We start from the raw sequence: 16,465 nt of genomic DNA, 5'->3' as shown, positions 1-16,465 counted from the left end.
GCACGTCCGCAGTCTAAGTCAGTCACTTGACTTAATACTTGAGGGGCGATCTACCGTGGACAGCCCGCGCGAGGGATGTCCGTGATGTCCGGAGCAGCTCCAAGTGGAAGATGGTGACGTGATGAGCAAGGTCGACAGCCCCTCCAGGGCCGAACGCGCCCACGCCACCCGCGAGCTGATCCTGACCGCGGCCGAGCGCCTCTTCGCCGAGCACGGCGTGCTGGCCGTGTCGAACAGGCAGGTCAGCGAAGCCGCGGGGCAGGGCAACAACACGGCAGTCGGCTACCACTTCGGCACCAAGGCCGACCTCGTGCGGGCCATCGCGCGCAAGCACCTGGCGCAGGTCGAGGAGATCAGGCAGCGCATGGTCTCCGAGCTCGGCGACGACCCGGACCTGCGCGACTGGCTCACCTGCCTGGTCCACCCGGTCACCGAGCACCTGGACGCCGTCGGCAGCCCCACCTGGTTCGCGCGGTTCGGCGCGCAGGTCATGACCGACCCGACGCTGCGGCCGATCATCGTGGACGAGACGCGGTCGTCACCGTCGCAGGTGCGGATCTCGGCCGGTCTGAACGCCTGCCTGGCGGACCTGCCGGAGGAGGTGCGGGCCGAACGCCACGACATGGCCCGGCAGCTGGTCGTGCACATGATCGCGGAACGGGAACGCGCTCTGGCCGAGAACACTCCTACCCCGCGGGCCAGCTGGCACGATGCGGCTGCCGGGCTGGTCGACGCGCTTGTCGGGTTGTGGCGCGCGCCGGTCAGCGATTAGCCGTCTTGGTGTGAGAGGTGTGCCGCGAGGGTTGGAGCGGGCGACTGCCGACCACGGAGCTTGTTGCACGCTGATCAGCGAAGACGCTGCTGGCGTCGAGGTGTTGCGGACGCGAGAGGCAGGGCTGAACGCCTACCGCTGACGGAACCAGCCGCACCGCGACCACCTGCCCCGGTTGTCGCAATGTCAACATTCCGACAAGGGGTTGTCCCGCAGGCGGCGCACCATCAAGGCCAGGTGCAGCCGGAACCGCCCGGAAGCGTCGTCCACCCCGAACCCGAGCACCGCCTCGGCGCGCGCGAGCCGGGTGGTCATCGTGCTGTGGTGCCGGTGCAGCACCGCCGCGGCCTTGCGCACCGAACCAGAAGAACACAACGCGTCCAGCGCCGTGATCATGTCCGGCTCCACGGCCAGCCGGTCGAGCGCGCGCACGTCCGGCAACGCCGCGATCTCCGCGGGGCCGGTCCCGGCAAGGAGGGCGAGACCGCCGAGCTTCTCCCACCACACCACCGGTTCGCTGTCCGATGTGTACCGCAGCGCCGTCCGCGCGGCGCGCCACGACTCGGCCGCGTCCATCGCGGGCAGCAGTGGCCCGACGCCGAGCCTGCCGCTCGTCCGCGGGACCTCCGTGCCCAGCACCGCCCGCACCGTGCCCAGCACCACCGAACGGCCCGACACCTCCCCGGTCGCCGCGAACACGCGCAACGGGCCGCTGATGCCGAGCAGGTGCAGGGCTCGCGAACGTTCCGCTGTGCCAACGCCTTCGGACAGCACCAGCTCGACCAGCGCGGGATCGCCCAGCTCCGGCAACGGCACGCTGGAGTGCTCCAACAACACGGCGGCGGCGATCGCGAACCGTTCCAGCAGCATGTCGTCCAGGGGCGCGGGCGCACCGGAGCGGGCGACCCAGACCTCCACGCCGCCTTCCAGCGCGCGGACCGAAGCCTTCACAGGAATCGGACCTGCCGTCACGGCGCCGCCGGTGTCCGCGCGCAGGGACAGACCCTGGCCGGGTGCGCGCAGGCCCACCGGGCAGCCGGCCAGTTCGGACGTGCTGCGCACCAAGGTGTCGAGGCCCGCGCGTTCGGTGATCAGGCGGTCGAAGAAGCCGATCACCCGCACCGCGCTCTCGGCGTCGGCGTCCAGCCCGGACAACCTCAGCAGCAAGCCCTTCATCCCGCCACGATAGCCCCGACAGGTGGTGGGCGGAGCGCCCTGATCGCCCGCCACGTGTCGGATGCCCGCACCACCGTTCCGAGCCGAGAATTGTTCCATGAGCTACGACGTCGACCCCGAACTCCTGCCCTGGCTCGACATGCTGCCGCAGGTGGCATTACCGGACTACGAGGCGCTGCTGGCCACGCGCGCCCAGCAGTCCGAACTGACCGGAGTCATGCCCACCCACGAACCGGTCAACCCAGTCGACGTCCGGGACACCACGGTGCCCGGTCCGTCCGACGCACCCGACGTGCCCGTGCGCGTCTACAGCCCTGCCGACCGGCAGGGTCCGGTGCCCGGTCTGGTCTACATCCACGGCGGCGGGTTCGTCCTCGGTGACCTGGACATGTTCCACGCGCAGGTGCTGCGCTTGGCCGACGAGCTCGGCATCGTCATCGTGTCGGTGGACTACCGGCTCGCGCCCGAGCACCCCTTCCCCGCTCCCCTCGAGGACTGCTACGCCGCGCTCGAGTGGGTCGCGGAGAAGGCCGCCGAACTGGGCATCGACCCGGACCGTCTCGGCATCGCCGGGGAGAGCGCCGGTGGCGGGCTGGCGGCGGCGACCGCCCTGCTCGCGCGCGACCGCGGTGGTCCCGGGCTGTGCTTCCAGCTGCTCGGCATCCCCGAGCTGGACGACCGCCTCGCCACCGAGTCGATGCGGGACTACGTCGACACCCCGCTGTGGAACCGACCCAACGCGATCTACAGCTGGACCGCCTACCTGGGTGCCGAACCGGGCGGCGAGGACGTGTCGCCCTACGCCGCCCCTGCCCGTGCCACCGACCTGTCCGGGCTGCCGCCCGCGTTCGTGACGACCTCCCAGTACGACCCGCTGCGCGACGAGGGCATCGAGTACGCCCGCCGGCTCGCCCACGCCGGGGTGCCGACCGAGCTGCGCCTCTACCCCGGCACGTTCCACGGTTCGTCGCTGGTGGCGAGCGCGGCGATCTCGCGCCGGATGTCCGAGGACGAGATCGACGCGCTGCGCCGGGGCTTGAAGATCACAAGCTCCCGGTGACCGAAGTGCCCGACCTGGTGACGTAGTAGGTCGCGGTGGCGCCGCTCCAGTAGTGGAACGTGAGCGTCACCCGCGCGTTGTCGTTGACCTCGGCGAAGAACTCCGGGGTCAACGTCGTCGCGCCGGTGGTGTAGTCCGGCGTGAACGCGCGGTCGAACTCCTTGAAGGAGGTCCAGTTGTGCGGCCCGGCGTTCGACCCGTCGGCGTACTTCGCCTCCATCGTGGCCAGCAGGTCGCCGCGGAAGTTCGTCGGGATCGCGAACGAGCTGGTCGTGCCGGTCGCGGCGGACAGCACCGGCGGGTCGTAGGTGATGATGTTGATCCGCCACGGCACGCCGGCGGAGAAGTGGGCTGTCAGCACGGCGTTCGTCCCGTAGGCCCTCGACCCGCTCAGCCGGGTCAGCGCGGACGCGGTCAGGGTGAGCTGGTCGCCCGAGACCGTGTAGTCGGTGCCGCGCACCAGGTCCGTGGTGCCCTGGCGCAGAGCCGTGAACGTGGTCCCGTTGGGGTTCAACGTGATCGTCCTGGCCGTGATGGCGCTCGACTTGGCGTTGAACACCTGGTCGCTCGACGCCGTGCCGGACCGGGTCGTCCAGCTCGACTTGATCTGGGCGATCAGCTCCGGGTCGCTCCACTGGAACGACGTGCGGCCGAGGTGCTGGCCGTTGTCCCACAGCATCGTCGTGATCTTCTTGGCCCGCGCGTAGTAGCCGAACAGCTCGAAGAACTTCAGCTTCTCGCCCTGCTCGATCGTGCCGGTGTGCCGGTCGAAGCCGAGCAACCCGTACTCGCCCAGGATCACCGGGATGCCGCGTGACACGAAGGTCGTGGAGACGCGGTCGAACGAGTCCGTGAGGTCCTTCTGCGCGGTCGCGTCGAAGCGGAAACCGCCGGCGACGTTCACGCTGAACGGCCAGTAGCCGTAGTAGTGCACGGTCGCGGCCAGGTTCCTGTCGTTGAACCCGCTGATCGACGTCGCCAGCTCGTCGAGACGAGCCTGGTCGGACGACGTGTGCAGGGTGGGCAGCACGAGCAGGCGGCTCGCGTTGTTGCCGCCGGACCGCCGCACGATGTCGCGGAACGACGCGTTCAGCTCGTGCAGCAGCTGCGCGTTCTGGGCGTCACCCGAGCTGCCGGTGAACTGCGGTTCGTTGACGCTCTCGAACACGAGCTTCGCCGGGGAGTCCTTGAACGCGGTCGCGAGCTGCGTCCAGATCGCGTTGTAGCGGGCGAGGACGCCGGTCCGGTCGGACGGCATGGCCGAGATCCACTGCCACGAGTCGTGGTGGATGTTGATCATCACCTGGAAGCCGTCCGCCAGCGCCCAGCCGACGACCTCCTTGACGCGGTCGAGGTAGGCCGTCTCGATCGCGTAGCTCGGCGCCGCGCCCTGGTGCTGTCCCCACGTCACGGGGATGCGGATGCTCTTGAAGCCCTGCGCCTTCACGTTGTCCAGCAACGCTTCCGTGACCCGCGGGTTGCCCCAGGAGGTCTCGTCGCTCCCGGTCGAGTCCAGCGTGTTGCCGAGGTTCCAGCCCGGCTGCATCGCGGCGACCTGCGCCATCGCGTCGCCCGGCACGGGGTTCCCCGTCGTCGTGGTGGTCGTGGTGGTCGTCGTCGGGTCCGTGCCGGGGCTGCCCGTGCACGTGACGCCGTTGAGGGCGAACGACCGCGGTGCCGTGTTCGCGCCCGACCAGCTGCCGTTGAAGCCGAACGACACCGTGCCGTTCGTCTCGATCACCGCGTTGTACCCGGCGTTGGCGGCCGTGGCCTGGTTGCCCGACGACGTGACCGTCGCGTTCCACGCCTGGGTGACCTGCTGGCCGGACGGCCACGTCCAGGTCAGCCGCCAGCCGTCGACCCGGTCGCCGACGTTGGTCACGGTCACGGCCGCCGTGAAACCGCCCTGCCACTGGCTCGGGACCGCGTAGTCCACCTTGCACCCCGGCGCTGCCGCCGCCGGAGCCGCGACCGCGAACCCTATGCTCGCCGCCACCGACACAAAAGCCGCCACCAGCGCCGCGCCGCGCCGTCCGGTCATGATCCACCTCCACGTTCTGGGAACGCTCCCAGATCGCCCGCACTGTAACCACGTCGTTGTGCCGCAGGAAGAAGCCGTCGAATCGGCCGACGCCGTCGTCGAACCGTGGTCGATCGCGCATCGAAGATGTCGTTGCGCCCCTTGCAATTCTGTCGAACTGTCGAACAGGTGCGGAATTTCGCTTTCGTGACCGTTACAGTCCCTTTTCTGGGAGCGCTCCCAGTCGAGTCGAAGCCCTGTCATCGGAGGCTCACGTGCGCATGTCGAGAGCTGTGCCGGCCGTCCTCGTCGCGGTGCTCGCGGCGCTGTCCGGTCCGCTGGTGTCACCGTCGGCGGCCGCGCCCGCGTACAACTACGCGGAGGCGTTGCAGAAGTCGATCTGGTTCTACGACGCCCAGCGGTCGGGAGACCTGCCGGCCGGCAACCGCGTGAGCTGGCGGGCGGACTCCGCGCTGCGCGACGGCTCCGACGCCGGGCTCGACCTGTCCGGCGGGTTCTACGACGCGGGCGACCACGTCAAGTTCGGGCTGCCCTTCGCGTTCAGCATGTCGATGCTCGCCTGGGGAGCCGTGGAGAACCGCTCCGCGTACTCGAGCTCCGGCCAGCTGCCGCACCTGCTGGCGAACCTGCGGCACGGCACCGACTGGATCATCAAGGCACACCCGTCGCCCAACGTCGTCTACGGGCAGGTCGGCGCGGGCAACCCCGACCACGCGTGGTGGGGGTCGGCCGAGGTCATGCCGATGGCCCGTCCTTCGTACAAAGTGGACGCTTCCTGCCCCGGCTCCGACCTCGCGGGCGAGTACGCGGCGGCGATGGCGTCGGCGTCGATGGTCTTCAAGGAGACCGACCCGACCTATGCGGCCACCCTGCTCACGCACGCCAAGCAGCTCTACACGTTCGCGGACACCTACCGCGGCAAGTACAGCTCGTGCATCACGGACGCCGCGAACTACTACAACTCGTGGAGCGGCTACCAGGACGAACTGGTGTGGGGTGCGATCTGGCTGCACCGCGCCACCGGTGACGCGAGCTACCTGACCAAGGCGAAGACGGAGTACCAGAAGCTCGGTACCGAACCGCAGAGCACCGAGCGCTCCTACAAGTGGACCATCGCGTGGGACGACAAGTCCTACGGCGCCTACGTCCTGATGGCCAAGCTGACCGGCGAGCAGACCTACATCACGGACGCCAACCGCTGGCTGGACTTCTGGACGACCGGCTACAACGGCAACCGGGTGCGCTACTCCCCCGGCGGCCAGGCGGTGCTCGACAGCTGGGGTTCGCTGCGGTACGCGGCCAACACGGCGTTCGCCGCCCTGACGTACTCGGACTGGCTGTCCACACGCGACACCACGAGGGCCAAGACCTACCACGACTTCGGTGTTCGGCAGGTCAACTACGCGCTCGGCGACAACCCGCGCAACGCGAGCTACGTCGTCGGCTTCGGCGCCAACCCGCCGCGCAACCCCCACCACCGCACGGCGCACGGCTCGTGGGCCGACAGCATCCAGGAACCCGCCGTCAGCCGGCACGTGCTCTACGGCGCGCTGGTCGGCGGTCCCAGCACCAACAACGACGCCTACACCGACAGCCGCAGCGACTACGTGATGAACGAGGTCGCGCTCGACTACAACGCGGGCTTCACCGGTGCCCTCGCCCGCCTCTACGGCGAGTACGGCGGCACCGCGCTGACGAACTTCCCCGTGACCGAGACGCCCGACGGTCCCGAGCTCACCGTGCAGGCGTCGGTGAACCAGAGCGCCGCCCAGTTCACCGAGGTGAAGGCGTTCGTGCTCAACAAGAGCGCGTGGCCGGCGCGGACGTTCAACGGCAGCCTGCGCTACTACTTCACGCTCGACGGCACCACCACCCCCAGCCAGATCAGCGTCACCACGAACTACAACCAGTGCGGCGCCGCGAGTCCGCCCGCGCAGTACCGCGGTTCGGTGTACTACGTGGAGATCCCGTGCACGGGCGTGGCGCCGGCCGGGCAGTCCGCGTACCGCAAGGAGGTCCAGTTCCGCATCACCAGCGCGGGCAGCTGGGACCCCGCGAACGACTGGTCGTACAGCGGGCTCGGCAGCGGCAACACCGTCGCCCTGACCGACCGGATCGTGCTGCGCCAGGACGGGAGGACCGTCTGGGGCACCGAGCCGGGTGGCGGTGTCGAGGACGACCAGCCGCCGACCGTCCCCAGTGGACTGACTGCCGCCGGCGCCACCAGCACGAGTGTCGCGCTCAGCTGGACGGCCTCGACCGACAACGTCGGCGTGACCGGGTACGAGGTCGTCAACGGAACCGCGGTCGTCGGCTCGTCGGCCACGACCAGCCTGCTGCTCACCGGCCTGACGCCGGACACGCCGTACTCGTTCTCCGTGCGCGCGAGAGACGCGGCGGGCAACGTCTCCGCAGCCGGCACGCCGGTCACCACGCGCACCCTCCCCGGAGCGATCGGCACGCTGTCGGTGCAGCACAGGGGCTCCGGCGCGGCGACGTCGAACCAGGTCGGCGCGACGCTCCAGCTGACGAACCGGGGCACCGCGCCGGTCAGCCTCGGCACCACGACGGCCAGGTACTGGTTCACCGGCGACTCGCCGTCGGCGACGTACCAGGTGTGGTGCGACTGGGCGCAGATCGGCTGCGCCTCGATCCAGGTGCGGGTGGTGAAGCTGCCCACCGCGCGCACGGGAGCCGACGCGTACCTGGAGGTGTCCTTCACCTCCGGCAGCCTCGCCGCGGGCGCGAGCACCGGCGAGATCCAGGTGAGGGCAGCGAAGTCCGATTGGTCCACTTTCGACCAGTCTGACGACTACAGCTACCGGACCAGCAGTGCTCTCACCGACTTCGACAGGGTCACCGCTCACACCGGAGGTGCCCTCGTCTGGGGCGTCGAGCCCTGACGGACCTCGGGGCGGGACGTTCTGCGCGCTCAGGCGTCCCGCACCGACCCCAACCGCGTTCCCGGCACAGCGGCGTGCCGGGAACGCGCTCTCACGGCTCTACGATGAACGTCATGACGGAGATCGACCGGCACCGACGGCCAGGCCCGCGCATCGAGGAGGTCGCGCGACTGGCGGGCGTCTCGAAGTCGACGGTCTCGAGGGTGATCAACGGTGAGCAGTACGTGAGCGCCAAGGCGCGCGACGCCGTGCACACGGCCATCACCCACCTCCGCTACAGCCCGAACCAGGCGGCCCGCTCGCTCGCGGGCAGCAAGGCCAACGCCATCGCGCTGATCGTCTCCGAGCAGAGCGGCCGGGTCCTCGGCGACCCGTTCTTCGCCGGCGTGATGCGCGGCGTGCACGCCGAACTGGCCGGGCGCCACATCCAGCTGCTGCTGATGCTCAGCCTGCCGAAGGACCACGACGACCTCCTGGGCTACCTCGCGGGTGGTCACGTCGACGGCGCGCTGCTCGTGAGCCTGCACGGCGACGATCCGCTGCCGCGCCGGTTGCAGGAGCTCGGCCTGCCGGTGGTCGTCGGCGGCCGCCCGCTCGCCACGACGTCCGTGCCGTTCGTCGACTCGGACAACTTCACCGGCGGTCTGGACGCCGTGCGGCACCTGGTGTCGCTGGGACGCGACAGGATCGCGACGGTCGCGGGCCCGCGCGACATGGCGGCGGGCATGGACCGGCTCAGCGGCTGGCGCCGGGGACTCGGTGAGGCGAGGCTGTCCGCGGACCTCGTGGCCGAGGCCGACTTCACGCCCGAGAGCGGCGCCCGCGCGATGGCAGAACTGCTGGACAGGGCCCCTGACATCGATGCCGTGTTCGTCGCCGCCGACATCATCGCGCTGGGCGTGCTGCAGGTCCTGCACGCCCGTGGCAGGCGCGTGCCGCAGGACGTGGCGGTGGTCGGGTTCGACGACTCGCTGCTGGCGTCGACCGCGACGCCGCCGCTCACCACCGTCAGGCAGGACGTCGAGCAGCTCGGCCGGACGATGACGTGGCGGCTGCTGGGCGAGCTGGCGGGCGAGGACGGCCTCCCGCCGTCGCTGCTGCTGCCCACCTCCTTGGTGCGCCGCGAAAGCGCCTGAATCCGGACGACCGCGGCTCCCCGCCGCTCGGTGTTCCACAGCTCGTCCGTGGCGCTCTGCGTGCAGATTCCAGCACGCAGTGTTAACCCAAAGGTCATGTTTCCGGGAGCGCTCCCAGGTTTCCCAACTGTGACCTGAGCCATGAATTACGAGGTCATCCGCGTCCCGCCGCCCGCAAATGCCTGGTGTACCCCGGAGTGTGTCTTGACACACGTTCGAAGCCAGTACGACACTCCTCCACGTCTGGGAGCGCTCCCAGAACCGCCGCCGAGACCAGAGGAGTTCTCCCGTGCGACACCGTTGGGTCAGCGTGCTGATCTGTGCCGCCGTGACCGCCGCCACCACCACAGCGTGCGGATCAGGCGGGGCCAGTCAGTCGGCAGATGGCAAGACCGAGCTGACGATCGCCACGTTCAACGAGTTCGGCTACGAAGACCTGTTCAAGGAGTACGAAGCCGCTCACCCGGACGTCAAGATCACGCAGCGCAAGACCGGCCAGGGCCAGCCGCACCACCAGAACCTGTTCACCAAGCTCGGCGCCGGCTCCGGTCTCGCCGACATCGAGGGCGTCGAAGAGGGCTACCTCAGCCAGGTGATGTCGAAGTCCGGGCAGTTCAACGATCTCAAGGAGATCGGCCCGAAGATCGAGGACAACCGCTGGCTGCAGTGGAAGACCGACGCGATCACCACCAAGGACGGCAAGCTCATCGGCTACGGCACCGACATCGGTCCGCTGGCCATGTGCTACCGCAAGGACCTCTTCGCGCAGGCCGGTCTGCCGTCCGACCCGGAGGGCGTGAAGGCGCTCTTCGCCACGTGGGACAGCTACTTCGCCGCGGGTGACCAGTTCATCGCGAAGGTTCCCGGCGTCGCGTGGTTCGACAGCGCGGCTCAGGTCTACAACGCCATGCACAACCAGCTCGAGACGGGCTACTACGACAAGTCCGACAAGCTGGTCGTGGACACCAACGCCGCCATCAAGGCGAACTGGACCACGGTGACCACGGCGGTCGGCAAGGGACAGTCGGCTCGGCTCGCGGCGTTCAGCAACGAGTGGAACACCGGCTTCAAGCTCGGCAAGTTCGCCACCAAGACCTGCCCGTCGTGGATGCTCGGCGTGGTCGAGTCGCAGGCCGGTGCCGAGAACAAGGGCAAGTGGGCGGTCACCGACGCGTTCCCGAACGGTGGCGGCAACTGGGGCGGCTCGTACCTGACCGTGCCGAAGCAGAGCAAGAACGCGCAGAAGGCCGCCGAGCTCGCCGCCTGGCTGACCGCTCCCGAGCAGCAGATCAAGGCGTTCAAGGCGAAGGGCACCTTCCCCAGCCAGGTCAAGGCGCTCGACGCGCCGGAGCTGCTGGAGCAGACCAACGCCTACTTCGGTGACGTGAAGGCCGGCACGCTGTTCGCCACGCAGGCCAAGAAGATCAAGGCAGCCCAGTACAAGGGCCCGGCCGACGGTCAGATCCAGGAAACGGTCTTCAGCCCGGCTCTGCAGTCCGTCGAGCAGGGCAAGAGCTCCGAGGAGGCCTGGAAGGCCGCCGTCGAAGGCGCTCAGAAGGCGGCCAAGTAGTGACCGCCACTCTCTCCAAGGTAGACCGCGGGCGAGCGCAGGAGGCTCGCCCGCGGCCTCCGCGGCGGTACCGGCTGTCCAACCTGGACACGAAGGTCTCGCCGTACCTGTTCGTCGCGCCGTTCTTCGTGCTGTTCGGCGCGATCGGGCTGTTCCCGTTGCTGTACACGGCCTACGTCTCCCTGTTCGACTGGGAGGTCGGGGCCGACGAGCCGGCGTTCATCGGCCTGGAGAACTACCGGACGCTGTTCGAGGACGACCAGTTCTGGAACGCGCTGTTCAACACCTTCAGCATCTTCGTGCTCTCCAGCGTCCCGCAGGTCGTCGTCGCGCTGGTGCTCGCGGCACTGCTGAACGCCAACCTGCGGGCCCGGACCGGCTGGCGGATGGGCGTGCTGCTGCCCTACGTCGCCAGCCTCGTCGCGTTGACGATCATCTTCGGCAACCTGTTCGGCCCGCAGTACGGCCTGGTTAACGACGTGCTCACCGCGGTCGGCATCGGCCCGATCGACTGGCAGGCCAGCACCTTCGGCAGCCACGTCGCCATCGCGTCGATGGTCAACTGGCGGTGGACGGGCTACAACGCGCTGATCATCCTCGCCGCGATGCAGGCGATCCCCCGGGACATCTACGAGGCGGCGGTCGTGGACGGCGCGAGCGCGGTGCGGCAGTTCTTCAGCATCACGCTGCCGTTGCTGAAGCCCACGCTGATCTTCGTGATCATCACGTCGACCATCGGCGGTCTGCAGATCTTCACCGAGCCGAAGCTGTTCGAGCCCGCGGGCGGCAGCGGCGGCGGCACGGAGCACCAGTACCAGACCGTCGTGCTCTACCTGTACCAGTCGGCGTTCCAGGGTCTCGACCTCGGCTACGCCTCCGCGATCGCATGGGTGCTGTTCCTCATCATCATCGGCGTCGCGGCTCTCAACTTCTTCATCACCAGGAGGGCCGTTCGATGACCCGCAGGCCTTCCTTCCTGATCTACGGCCTCCTCGCCGCGTTCGTGCTCGGCTCGGCGTTCCCGTTCTACTGGTCGTACCTGGTCGCGAGCCGCGACAACTCGGTGCTGACCGGTGACTTCACGCTGGTGCCCGGCGGGAACTTCTTCAGCAACGCCATGCGGGTGTTCGACACCATCCCGTTCTGGAAGGCGCTGGGCAACAGCTTCATCGTGTCCGGCACGGTGACGCTGTCGGTGGTGCTGCTCTCGACGCTGGCCGGGTTCGCCTTCGCCAAGCTGCGGTTCCGCGGCCGCGGCGTGCTGTTCCTGTTCGTGGTGGCGACGTTGGCGGTGCCCACCCAGCTCGGCATCATCCCGCTGTACATGGCGATGGCCGAGTTCGGCTGGGCCGGTGAGCTCGAGGCCGTGATCGTGCCGAACCTCGTCACCGCGTTCGGCGTGTTCTGGATGCGGCAGTACCTCCTCGACGCCATCCCCGACGAACTCGTCGAGGCGGCGCGCATGGACGGCTGCAGCCTGTGGCGGACCTTCTGGCACGTCGCGCTCCCCGCCGCCCGGCCCGCCGCCGCGATGCTCGGCGTGTTCACGTTCATGCAGTCCTGGAACGACTTCCTGTGGCCGCTGGTCGTCCTCAACGCCGACAACCCGACGCTCCAGGTCGCCCTGGAGAAGCTGCAGAGCGGCTACTACGTCGACTACTCGCTCGTCCTCGCCGGAACCACACTCGCGACCATTCCGGTTCTCATCGTGTTCCTCGTGCTCGGGCGGCAGATCGTCGCCGGTGTCATGCAGGGCGCCGTCAAGGGGTGAAAATGGAGAACATCGTATTCCCGCAGGGTTTTCTGTGGGGAGCCGCGACCGCGGCGTTCCAGGTGGAAGGTGCGACCGAAGTGGACGGACGCACCGACTCCATCTGGGACGAGTTCTGCCGGCAGCCCGGCAAAGTGGTCGGCGGGGACTGCGGAGAACCCGCCGCCGACCACTACCGGCGCTTCGAGCAGGACGTCGCCATGATGGCCGACCTCGGGCTCAAGGCCTACCGCTTCTCGATCGCCTGGCCGCGCGTGCGGCCGGACGGCGGGAAGGTCAACCAGGCAGGGCTCGACTTCTACAAGCGGCTCATCGACACGTTGCGGGAACACGACATCGTGCCGTGGCCGACGCTGTACCACTGGGACCTGCCGCAGGCCCTGGAGGAGACGGGCGGCTGGGCGAACCGCGACACCGCGTTCCGCTTCGCCGACTACGCGGCGTCGACCGTCGAGGCGCTCGGTGACAGCGTCGACACCTGGACGACGCTGAACGAGCCGTGGTGCTCGGCGTTCCTCGGCTACGCGGCGGGCGTGCACGCTCCCGGCCGCACGGAGCCGGCCGCCGCCGTCGCGGCTGTGCACCACCTGCTGCTCGGGCACGGGCTCGCGGCCGACACCATCCGCGCCGCCTCGCCGGACGCCAAGGTGGGCATCACGCTCAACATGTACCCGATCATCCCGGTCGACCCGCGCGACCCGGCGGACCTCGACGTGGCGCGCAGGCTCGACGGCCTGCAGCAGCGGATCTTCCTGGACCCGTTGCTGCGCGGCGAGTACCCCGCCGACGTCCTGGCGGACCTGGAGCCGTTCGGGTTCAGCGAGCACGTGCGCGACGGCGACCTCGGCGTGATCTCCGGCCCGATGGACATGCTCGGCGTCAACTACTACACCGAGCACTACGTCAGCTCGTCGGCCAACGGCAGCGAGCCCGGCCCGTCACCGTGGGTCGGCGTGCAGCAGGCCTCGTTCCCGCCCAGGGACGCGCCGACGACCGACATGGGCTGGGAGGTCAGGCCGGACGGGCTCACGTCGGTGTTGCTGCGGCTGCACCACGACTACCCGCGGCTCCCGCTCTACATCACCGAGAACGGCGCCGCGTTCCGCGACGACTTCTCCGGCAACGGTGCGATCGACGACGTGGACCGCACCGGTTTCATCGCCTCCCACCTGCGCGCCGCACACACGGCGATCATGGCGGGGGTCGACCTGCGCGGCTACTTCTGCTGGTCGCTGCTGGACAACTTCGAGTGGGCCGAGGGGTACGCGAAGCGGTTCGGCATCGTCCACGTCGACTACGACACCCAGATCCGCACTCCGAAGATGAGTGCGAGGTGGTACAGCCGGGTGGCGCGTGACAACGCGCTGGTTGCCGTGTCATGACCGAAGGCAGGACTCGACGCCCCGGCCCGCGCATCGAGGAGGTGGCGCGCGTGGCCGGGGTGTCGAAGTCCACCGTCTCCAGGGTGATCAACGGCGAGAAGTACGTGAGCGAGCGGTCCCGCCAGGCGGTGCACCGCGCGATCGCGTTGCTCGGGTACAGCCCGAACCACGCCGCCCGCACCCTGGCGGGCAGCAAGGCGAACGCGATCGCGCTGGTGATCTCCGAGCAGGGCAGCCGGGTCCTCGCGGACCCGTTCTTCGCCGGGATCCTGCGCGGGGTGCACGCCGAGCTCGCCGGACGGCACGTGCAGCTCCTGCTGATGATGAACCAGCCGCTCGACGGCGAGAACCAGGTCGCCTACCTCACCGGCGGACACGTCGACGGCGCCCTGGTCGTGAGCCTGCACGGCGAGGACCCGCTGCCCCGCACACTGCACGACGCGGGGCTCCCCGTCGTCTCGGGCGGCCGTCCGCTCGCGGGCGGCGGGGCCCCGTTCGTCGACTCGGACAACTTCAACGGCTCCCTCGGAGCCGTGCGCTTCCTCATCTCGCTGGGCCGCGAGAAGATCGCCACGATCGCCGGCCCGCGTGACATGGCCGTGGGCATGGACCGGCTCAGCGGCTGGCGGTGCGGCCTCGCCGAACACGGCATGGGCGTGGAGCTGGTGGTGCACAGCGACTTCACGCCCGACAGCGGCGCGCTCGCCATGGAGGAGCTGCTGCGCAGGGCTCCTGACCTCGACGCGGTCTTCGTGGCCGCGGACATCATGGCCGTGGGCGCGCTGCGCGTGTTGCAGGCGCGGGGCTACCGGATCCCCGACGACGTGGCGGTGGTGGGGTTCGACGACTCCGTGCTCGCGTCGACCGCCACACCGCCGCTCACCACCGTGCGGCAGGACGTCGAACAGCTCGGCCGCACCATGACGTGGCGCCTGCTCGCGGAGCTGGGCGGCGAGGACAAGCTGCCGCAGTCGATGCTGCTGCCCACCTCGCTGGTGCGCCGCGCCAGTGCATGATCTGCCGTGTGAACGGGCGAACAGGCTGCGCACGCTCCGGCAGGTCGTTCGGCGGGGGCCGGTCTCCCGCCGGCGCGCGGTTCGCATGATCCGCGACGACGACCTGGCTTCCGCGCTGACATCCCGACGGATGCGAGCGGAAGCCTGATCACGGCGTGTGAGTCGTCACCGACACCGCCACCGACGACGTCCCGGCGCCTCCGCCGCCTGTGTTGCCGACGGCCGACGAACGTCCTGTGCCCGAAGAACCCGAGCTGACGGCGCTGCTGGCGAGCGGGGAACGCGCCGGAGCCGCTGACCCGTACCGGCGCGTCCCCACCCTGACACACGTGATCGCCCACCCTGCCGGGCAGGCGATCAACGGTGCCGGTTCGTCAGACGGTCGCGGTGACGCGGGAGGCCAGGCCCTCGACGACGGCGGCCAGCTTCTCGGTGACCTCGGGGTCGTCGACCGGGTGCAGCTCGGCGAAGCGCACGACGGAGCTCGGGATCGAGAGCGTCAGGTCCTCGGCGACCGCGGCACCGGCGATCTTGACGGCCTTGCGGGCCTCGTCCTGCGCCCACACGCCGCCGTACTGGCCGAACGCGGTGCCCACGACGGCGACGGGCTTGCCGTTCAGGGCTCCGGCGCCGTAGGGGCGCGACAGCCAGTCGATGGCGTTCTTCAGCACGGCGGGGATGGTGCCGTTGTACTCGGGCGAGACCAGCAGCAGGGCGTCGGCCTCGCCGGCGGCCTCGCGCAGCCGGGCCGCGGCGGCGGGGACGGAGCCCTCGACGTCGATGTCCTCGTTGTAGAACGGCACGGTGTCCAGGCCCTCGAACAGGCCGACCTCGACGTGCTCCGGCGCGATCTGGACCGCGGCCTCGGCGAGCCTGCGGTTGTGCGACCCGGACCGGAGGCTTCCGACGAGCGTGAGGATGCGGACGGCCATGGTGACTCCCAGCGGTGAAGGCTTCGGTGAACTACAGCGGTAAACGGGACGCGGCCCGTTTATCTTCCGGCTAGGCTGGCAGAGTGATCGAGAGCACACCGCTTCCCCTCGCCGGCCCGGAGAGGCAGCTGCGGGCGGACGCCGTGCGCAACCGGGCGCTGCTGCTCGACGCTGCCGCCAGGCTGGCGGAGGAACGCGGTGCGGCGGCGATCACGATGGAGACGGTCGCCGCGGCGGCGGGGGTCGGCAAGGGCACGGTGTCGCGGCGGTTCGGCGACCGGAACGGCCTGCTCCAGTCGTTGCTGGACCGGTCGGAGATCCGGTTCCAGGAGGCGTTCCTCAGCGGCCCTCCCCCGCTCGGGCCCGGCGCGGACCCGGCGACGCGGCTCAGGGCGTTCGGTCCCGCCCTGCTGCGCCACGAACAGCACCACCTCGACCTCTACCTGGCGGCTGAGCCGTCACCAGAACGCCGGTTCTCGGTTCCCGCGCGACGACTGCGCCACAGGCACCTGGTCGTGCTGCTGCGCGCGGCCCTTCCCGACGCCGACGCCGAACTGCTCGCCCACACCCTGCTGTCGTCGTTGGACGTCGTGCTGGTCGACCACCTCGTCCGCGGCCACGGCATGCCGCTGGCACGCGTGGAGGCCGGGTGGCACGACGTGGTCGACCGGATCCTGGGCTGACCCGCGGCCCCGGCTTCGAGTCG

At 69.6% G+C, this 16,465-nt stretch carries 13 protein-coding genes; 10 read left to right on the top strand and 3 right to left on the bottom strand.

What is annotated here, in order from left to right:
- Positions 1-121 precede the first annotated feature (121 nt).
- A complete protein-coding gene (locus VM306_RS40540) occupies positions 122-772 on the top strand; it encodes a TetR/AcrR family transcriptional regulator (protein ID WP_325524936.1) in 651 nt (216 codons plus the stop codon).
- Positions 773-958: 186 nt separating this feature from the next.
- Here the strand turns inward: VM306_RS40540 and VM306_RS40535 are convergent, their stop codons facing one another.
- Positions 959-1,948, bottom strand: a complete 990-nt coding sequence (locus VM306_RS40535; RefSeq protein ID WP_325524934.1) for a helix-turn-helix domain-containing protein — start codon at positions 1,946-1,948, stop codon at positions 959-961.
- Between the two features lie 97 nt (positions 1,949-2,045).
- On the opposite strand from VM306_RS40535, the gene VM306_RS40530 reads away from it, so the two are divergent.
- Positions 2,046-3,008: an alpha/beta hydrolase gene (locus VM306_RS40530; RefSeq protein WP_325524931.1), complete on the top strand. Its 963-nt coding sequence runs from the start codon at positions 2,046-2,048 to the stop codon at positions 3,006-3,008.
- Here the strand turns inward: VM306_RS40530 and VM306_RS40525 are convergent.
- Positions 2,992-5,049, bottom strand: coding sequence for a cellulase family glycosylhydrolase (locus VM306_RS40525; RefSeq protein WP_325524929.1), 2,058 nt, complete (start codon positions 5,047-5,049; stop codon positions 2,992-2,994). The two genes, VM306_RS40530 and VM306_RS40525, sit on opposite strands and share 17 nt — an antisense overlap.
- A gap of 260 nt (positions 5,050-5,309) precedes the next feature.
- On the opposite strand from VM306_RS40525, the gene VM306_RS40520 reads away from it, so the two are divergent.
- The 7 genes from VM306_RS40520 (at position 5,310) to VM306_RS40490 (ending at position 14,827) form a co-directional block, all read left to right on the top strand.
- On the top strand, positions 5,310-7,952 hold the full coding sequence (locus VM306_RS40520) for a glycoside hydrolase family 9 protein (RefSeq protein ID WP_325524926.1): 2,643 nt from the start codon (positions 5,310-5,312) through the stop codon (positions 7,950-7,952).
- A 113-nt stretch (positions 7,953-8,065) separates the two neighbouring features.
- Positions 8,066-9,088 carry a LacI family DNA-binding transcriptional regulator gene (locus VM306_RS40515; RefSeq protein ID WP_325524923.1) on the top strand — a complete coding sequence of 341 codons (1,023 nt, stop codon included), beginning with the start codon at positions 8,066-8,068 and terminating at the stop codon, positions 9,086-9,088.
- A gap of 289 nt (positions 9,089-9,377) precedes the next feature.
- Complete coding sequence (locus tag VM306_RS40510; RefSeq protein WP_414672512.1) at positions 9,378-10,658, top strand: ABC transporter substrate-binding protein; 1,281 nt, start codon at positions 9,378-9,380, stop codon at positions 10,656-10,658.
- On the top strand, positions 10,658-11,617 hold the full coding sequence (locus tag VM306_RS40505; RefSeq protein WP_325524921.1) for a sugar ABC transporter permease: 960 nt from the start codon (positions 10,658-10,660) through the stop codon (positions 11,615-11,617). The genes VM306_RS40510 and VM306_RS40505 overlap by 1 nt, the downstream gene beginning before the upstream one ends.
- The gene (locus tag VM306_RS40500; RefSeq protein ID WP_325524918.1) at positions 11,614-12,429 is read left to right on the top strand and encodes a carbohydrate ABC transporter permease; all 816 of its coding nucleotides are present in this window, start codon (positions 11,614-11,616) and stop codon (positions 12,427-12,429) included. Before VM306_RS40505 ends, VM306_RS40500 begins: the two co-directional genes overlap by 4 nt.
- 2 nt (positions 12,430-12,431) lie before the next feature.
- A complete protein-coding gene (locus VM306_RS40495) occupies positions 12,432-13,811 on the top strand; it encodes a GH1 family beta-glucosidase (protein WP_325524916.1) in 1,380 nt (459 codons plus the stop codon).
- Complete coding sequence (locus VM306_RS40490) at positions 13,808-14,827, top strand: LacI family DNA-binding transcriptional regulator (RefSeq protein WP_325524914.1); 1,020 nt, start codon at positions 13,808-13,810, stop codon at positions 14,825-14,827. Before VM306_RS40495 ends, VM306_RS40490 begins: the two co-directional genes overlap by 4 nt.
- Before the next feature lie 374 nt (positions 14,828-15,201).
- On the opposite strand, the gene VM306_RS40485 is transcribed toward VM306_RS40490, so the two are convergent.
- On the bottom strand, positions 15,202-15,759 hold the full coding sequence (locus VM306_RS40485; RefSeq protein WP_325524912.1) for an NAD(P)H-dependent oxidoreductase: 558 nt from the start codon (positions 15,757-15,759) through the stop codon (positions 15,202-15,204).
- An 83-nt stretch (positions 15,760-15,842) separates the two neighbouring features.
- Here VM306_RS40485 and VM306_RS40480 point away from each other — a divergent pair, with 83 nt between their 5' ends.
- The gene (locus VM306_RS40480; protein ID WP_325524910.1) at positions 15,843-16,442 is read left to right on the top strand and encodes a TetR/AcrR family transcriptional regulator; all 600 of its coding nucleotides are present in this window, start codon (positions 15,843-15,845) and stop codon (positions 16,440-16,442) included.
- Positions 16,443-16,465 lie beyond the last annotated feature (23 nt).

This window comes from Lentzea sp. (genome assembly GCF_035525475.1).
Classification (GTDB): domain Bacteria; phylum Actinomycetota; class Actinomycetes; order Mycobacteriales; family Pseudonocardiaceae; genus Lentzea.
This window is presented reverse-complemented; position numbering and strand designations above follow the sequence as displayed.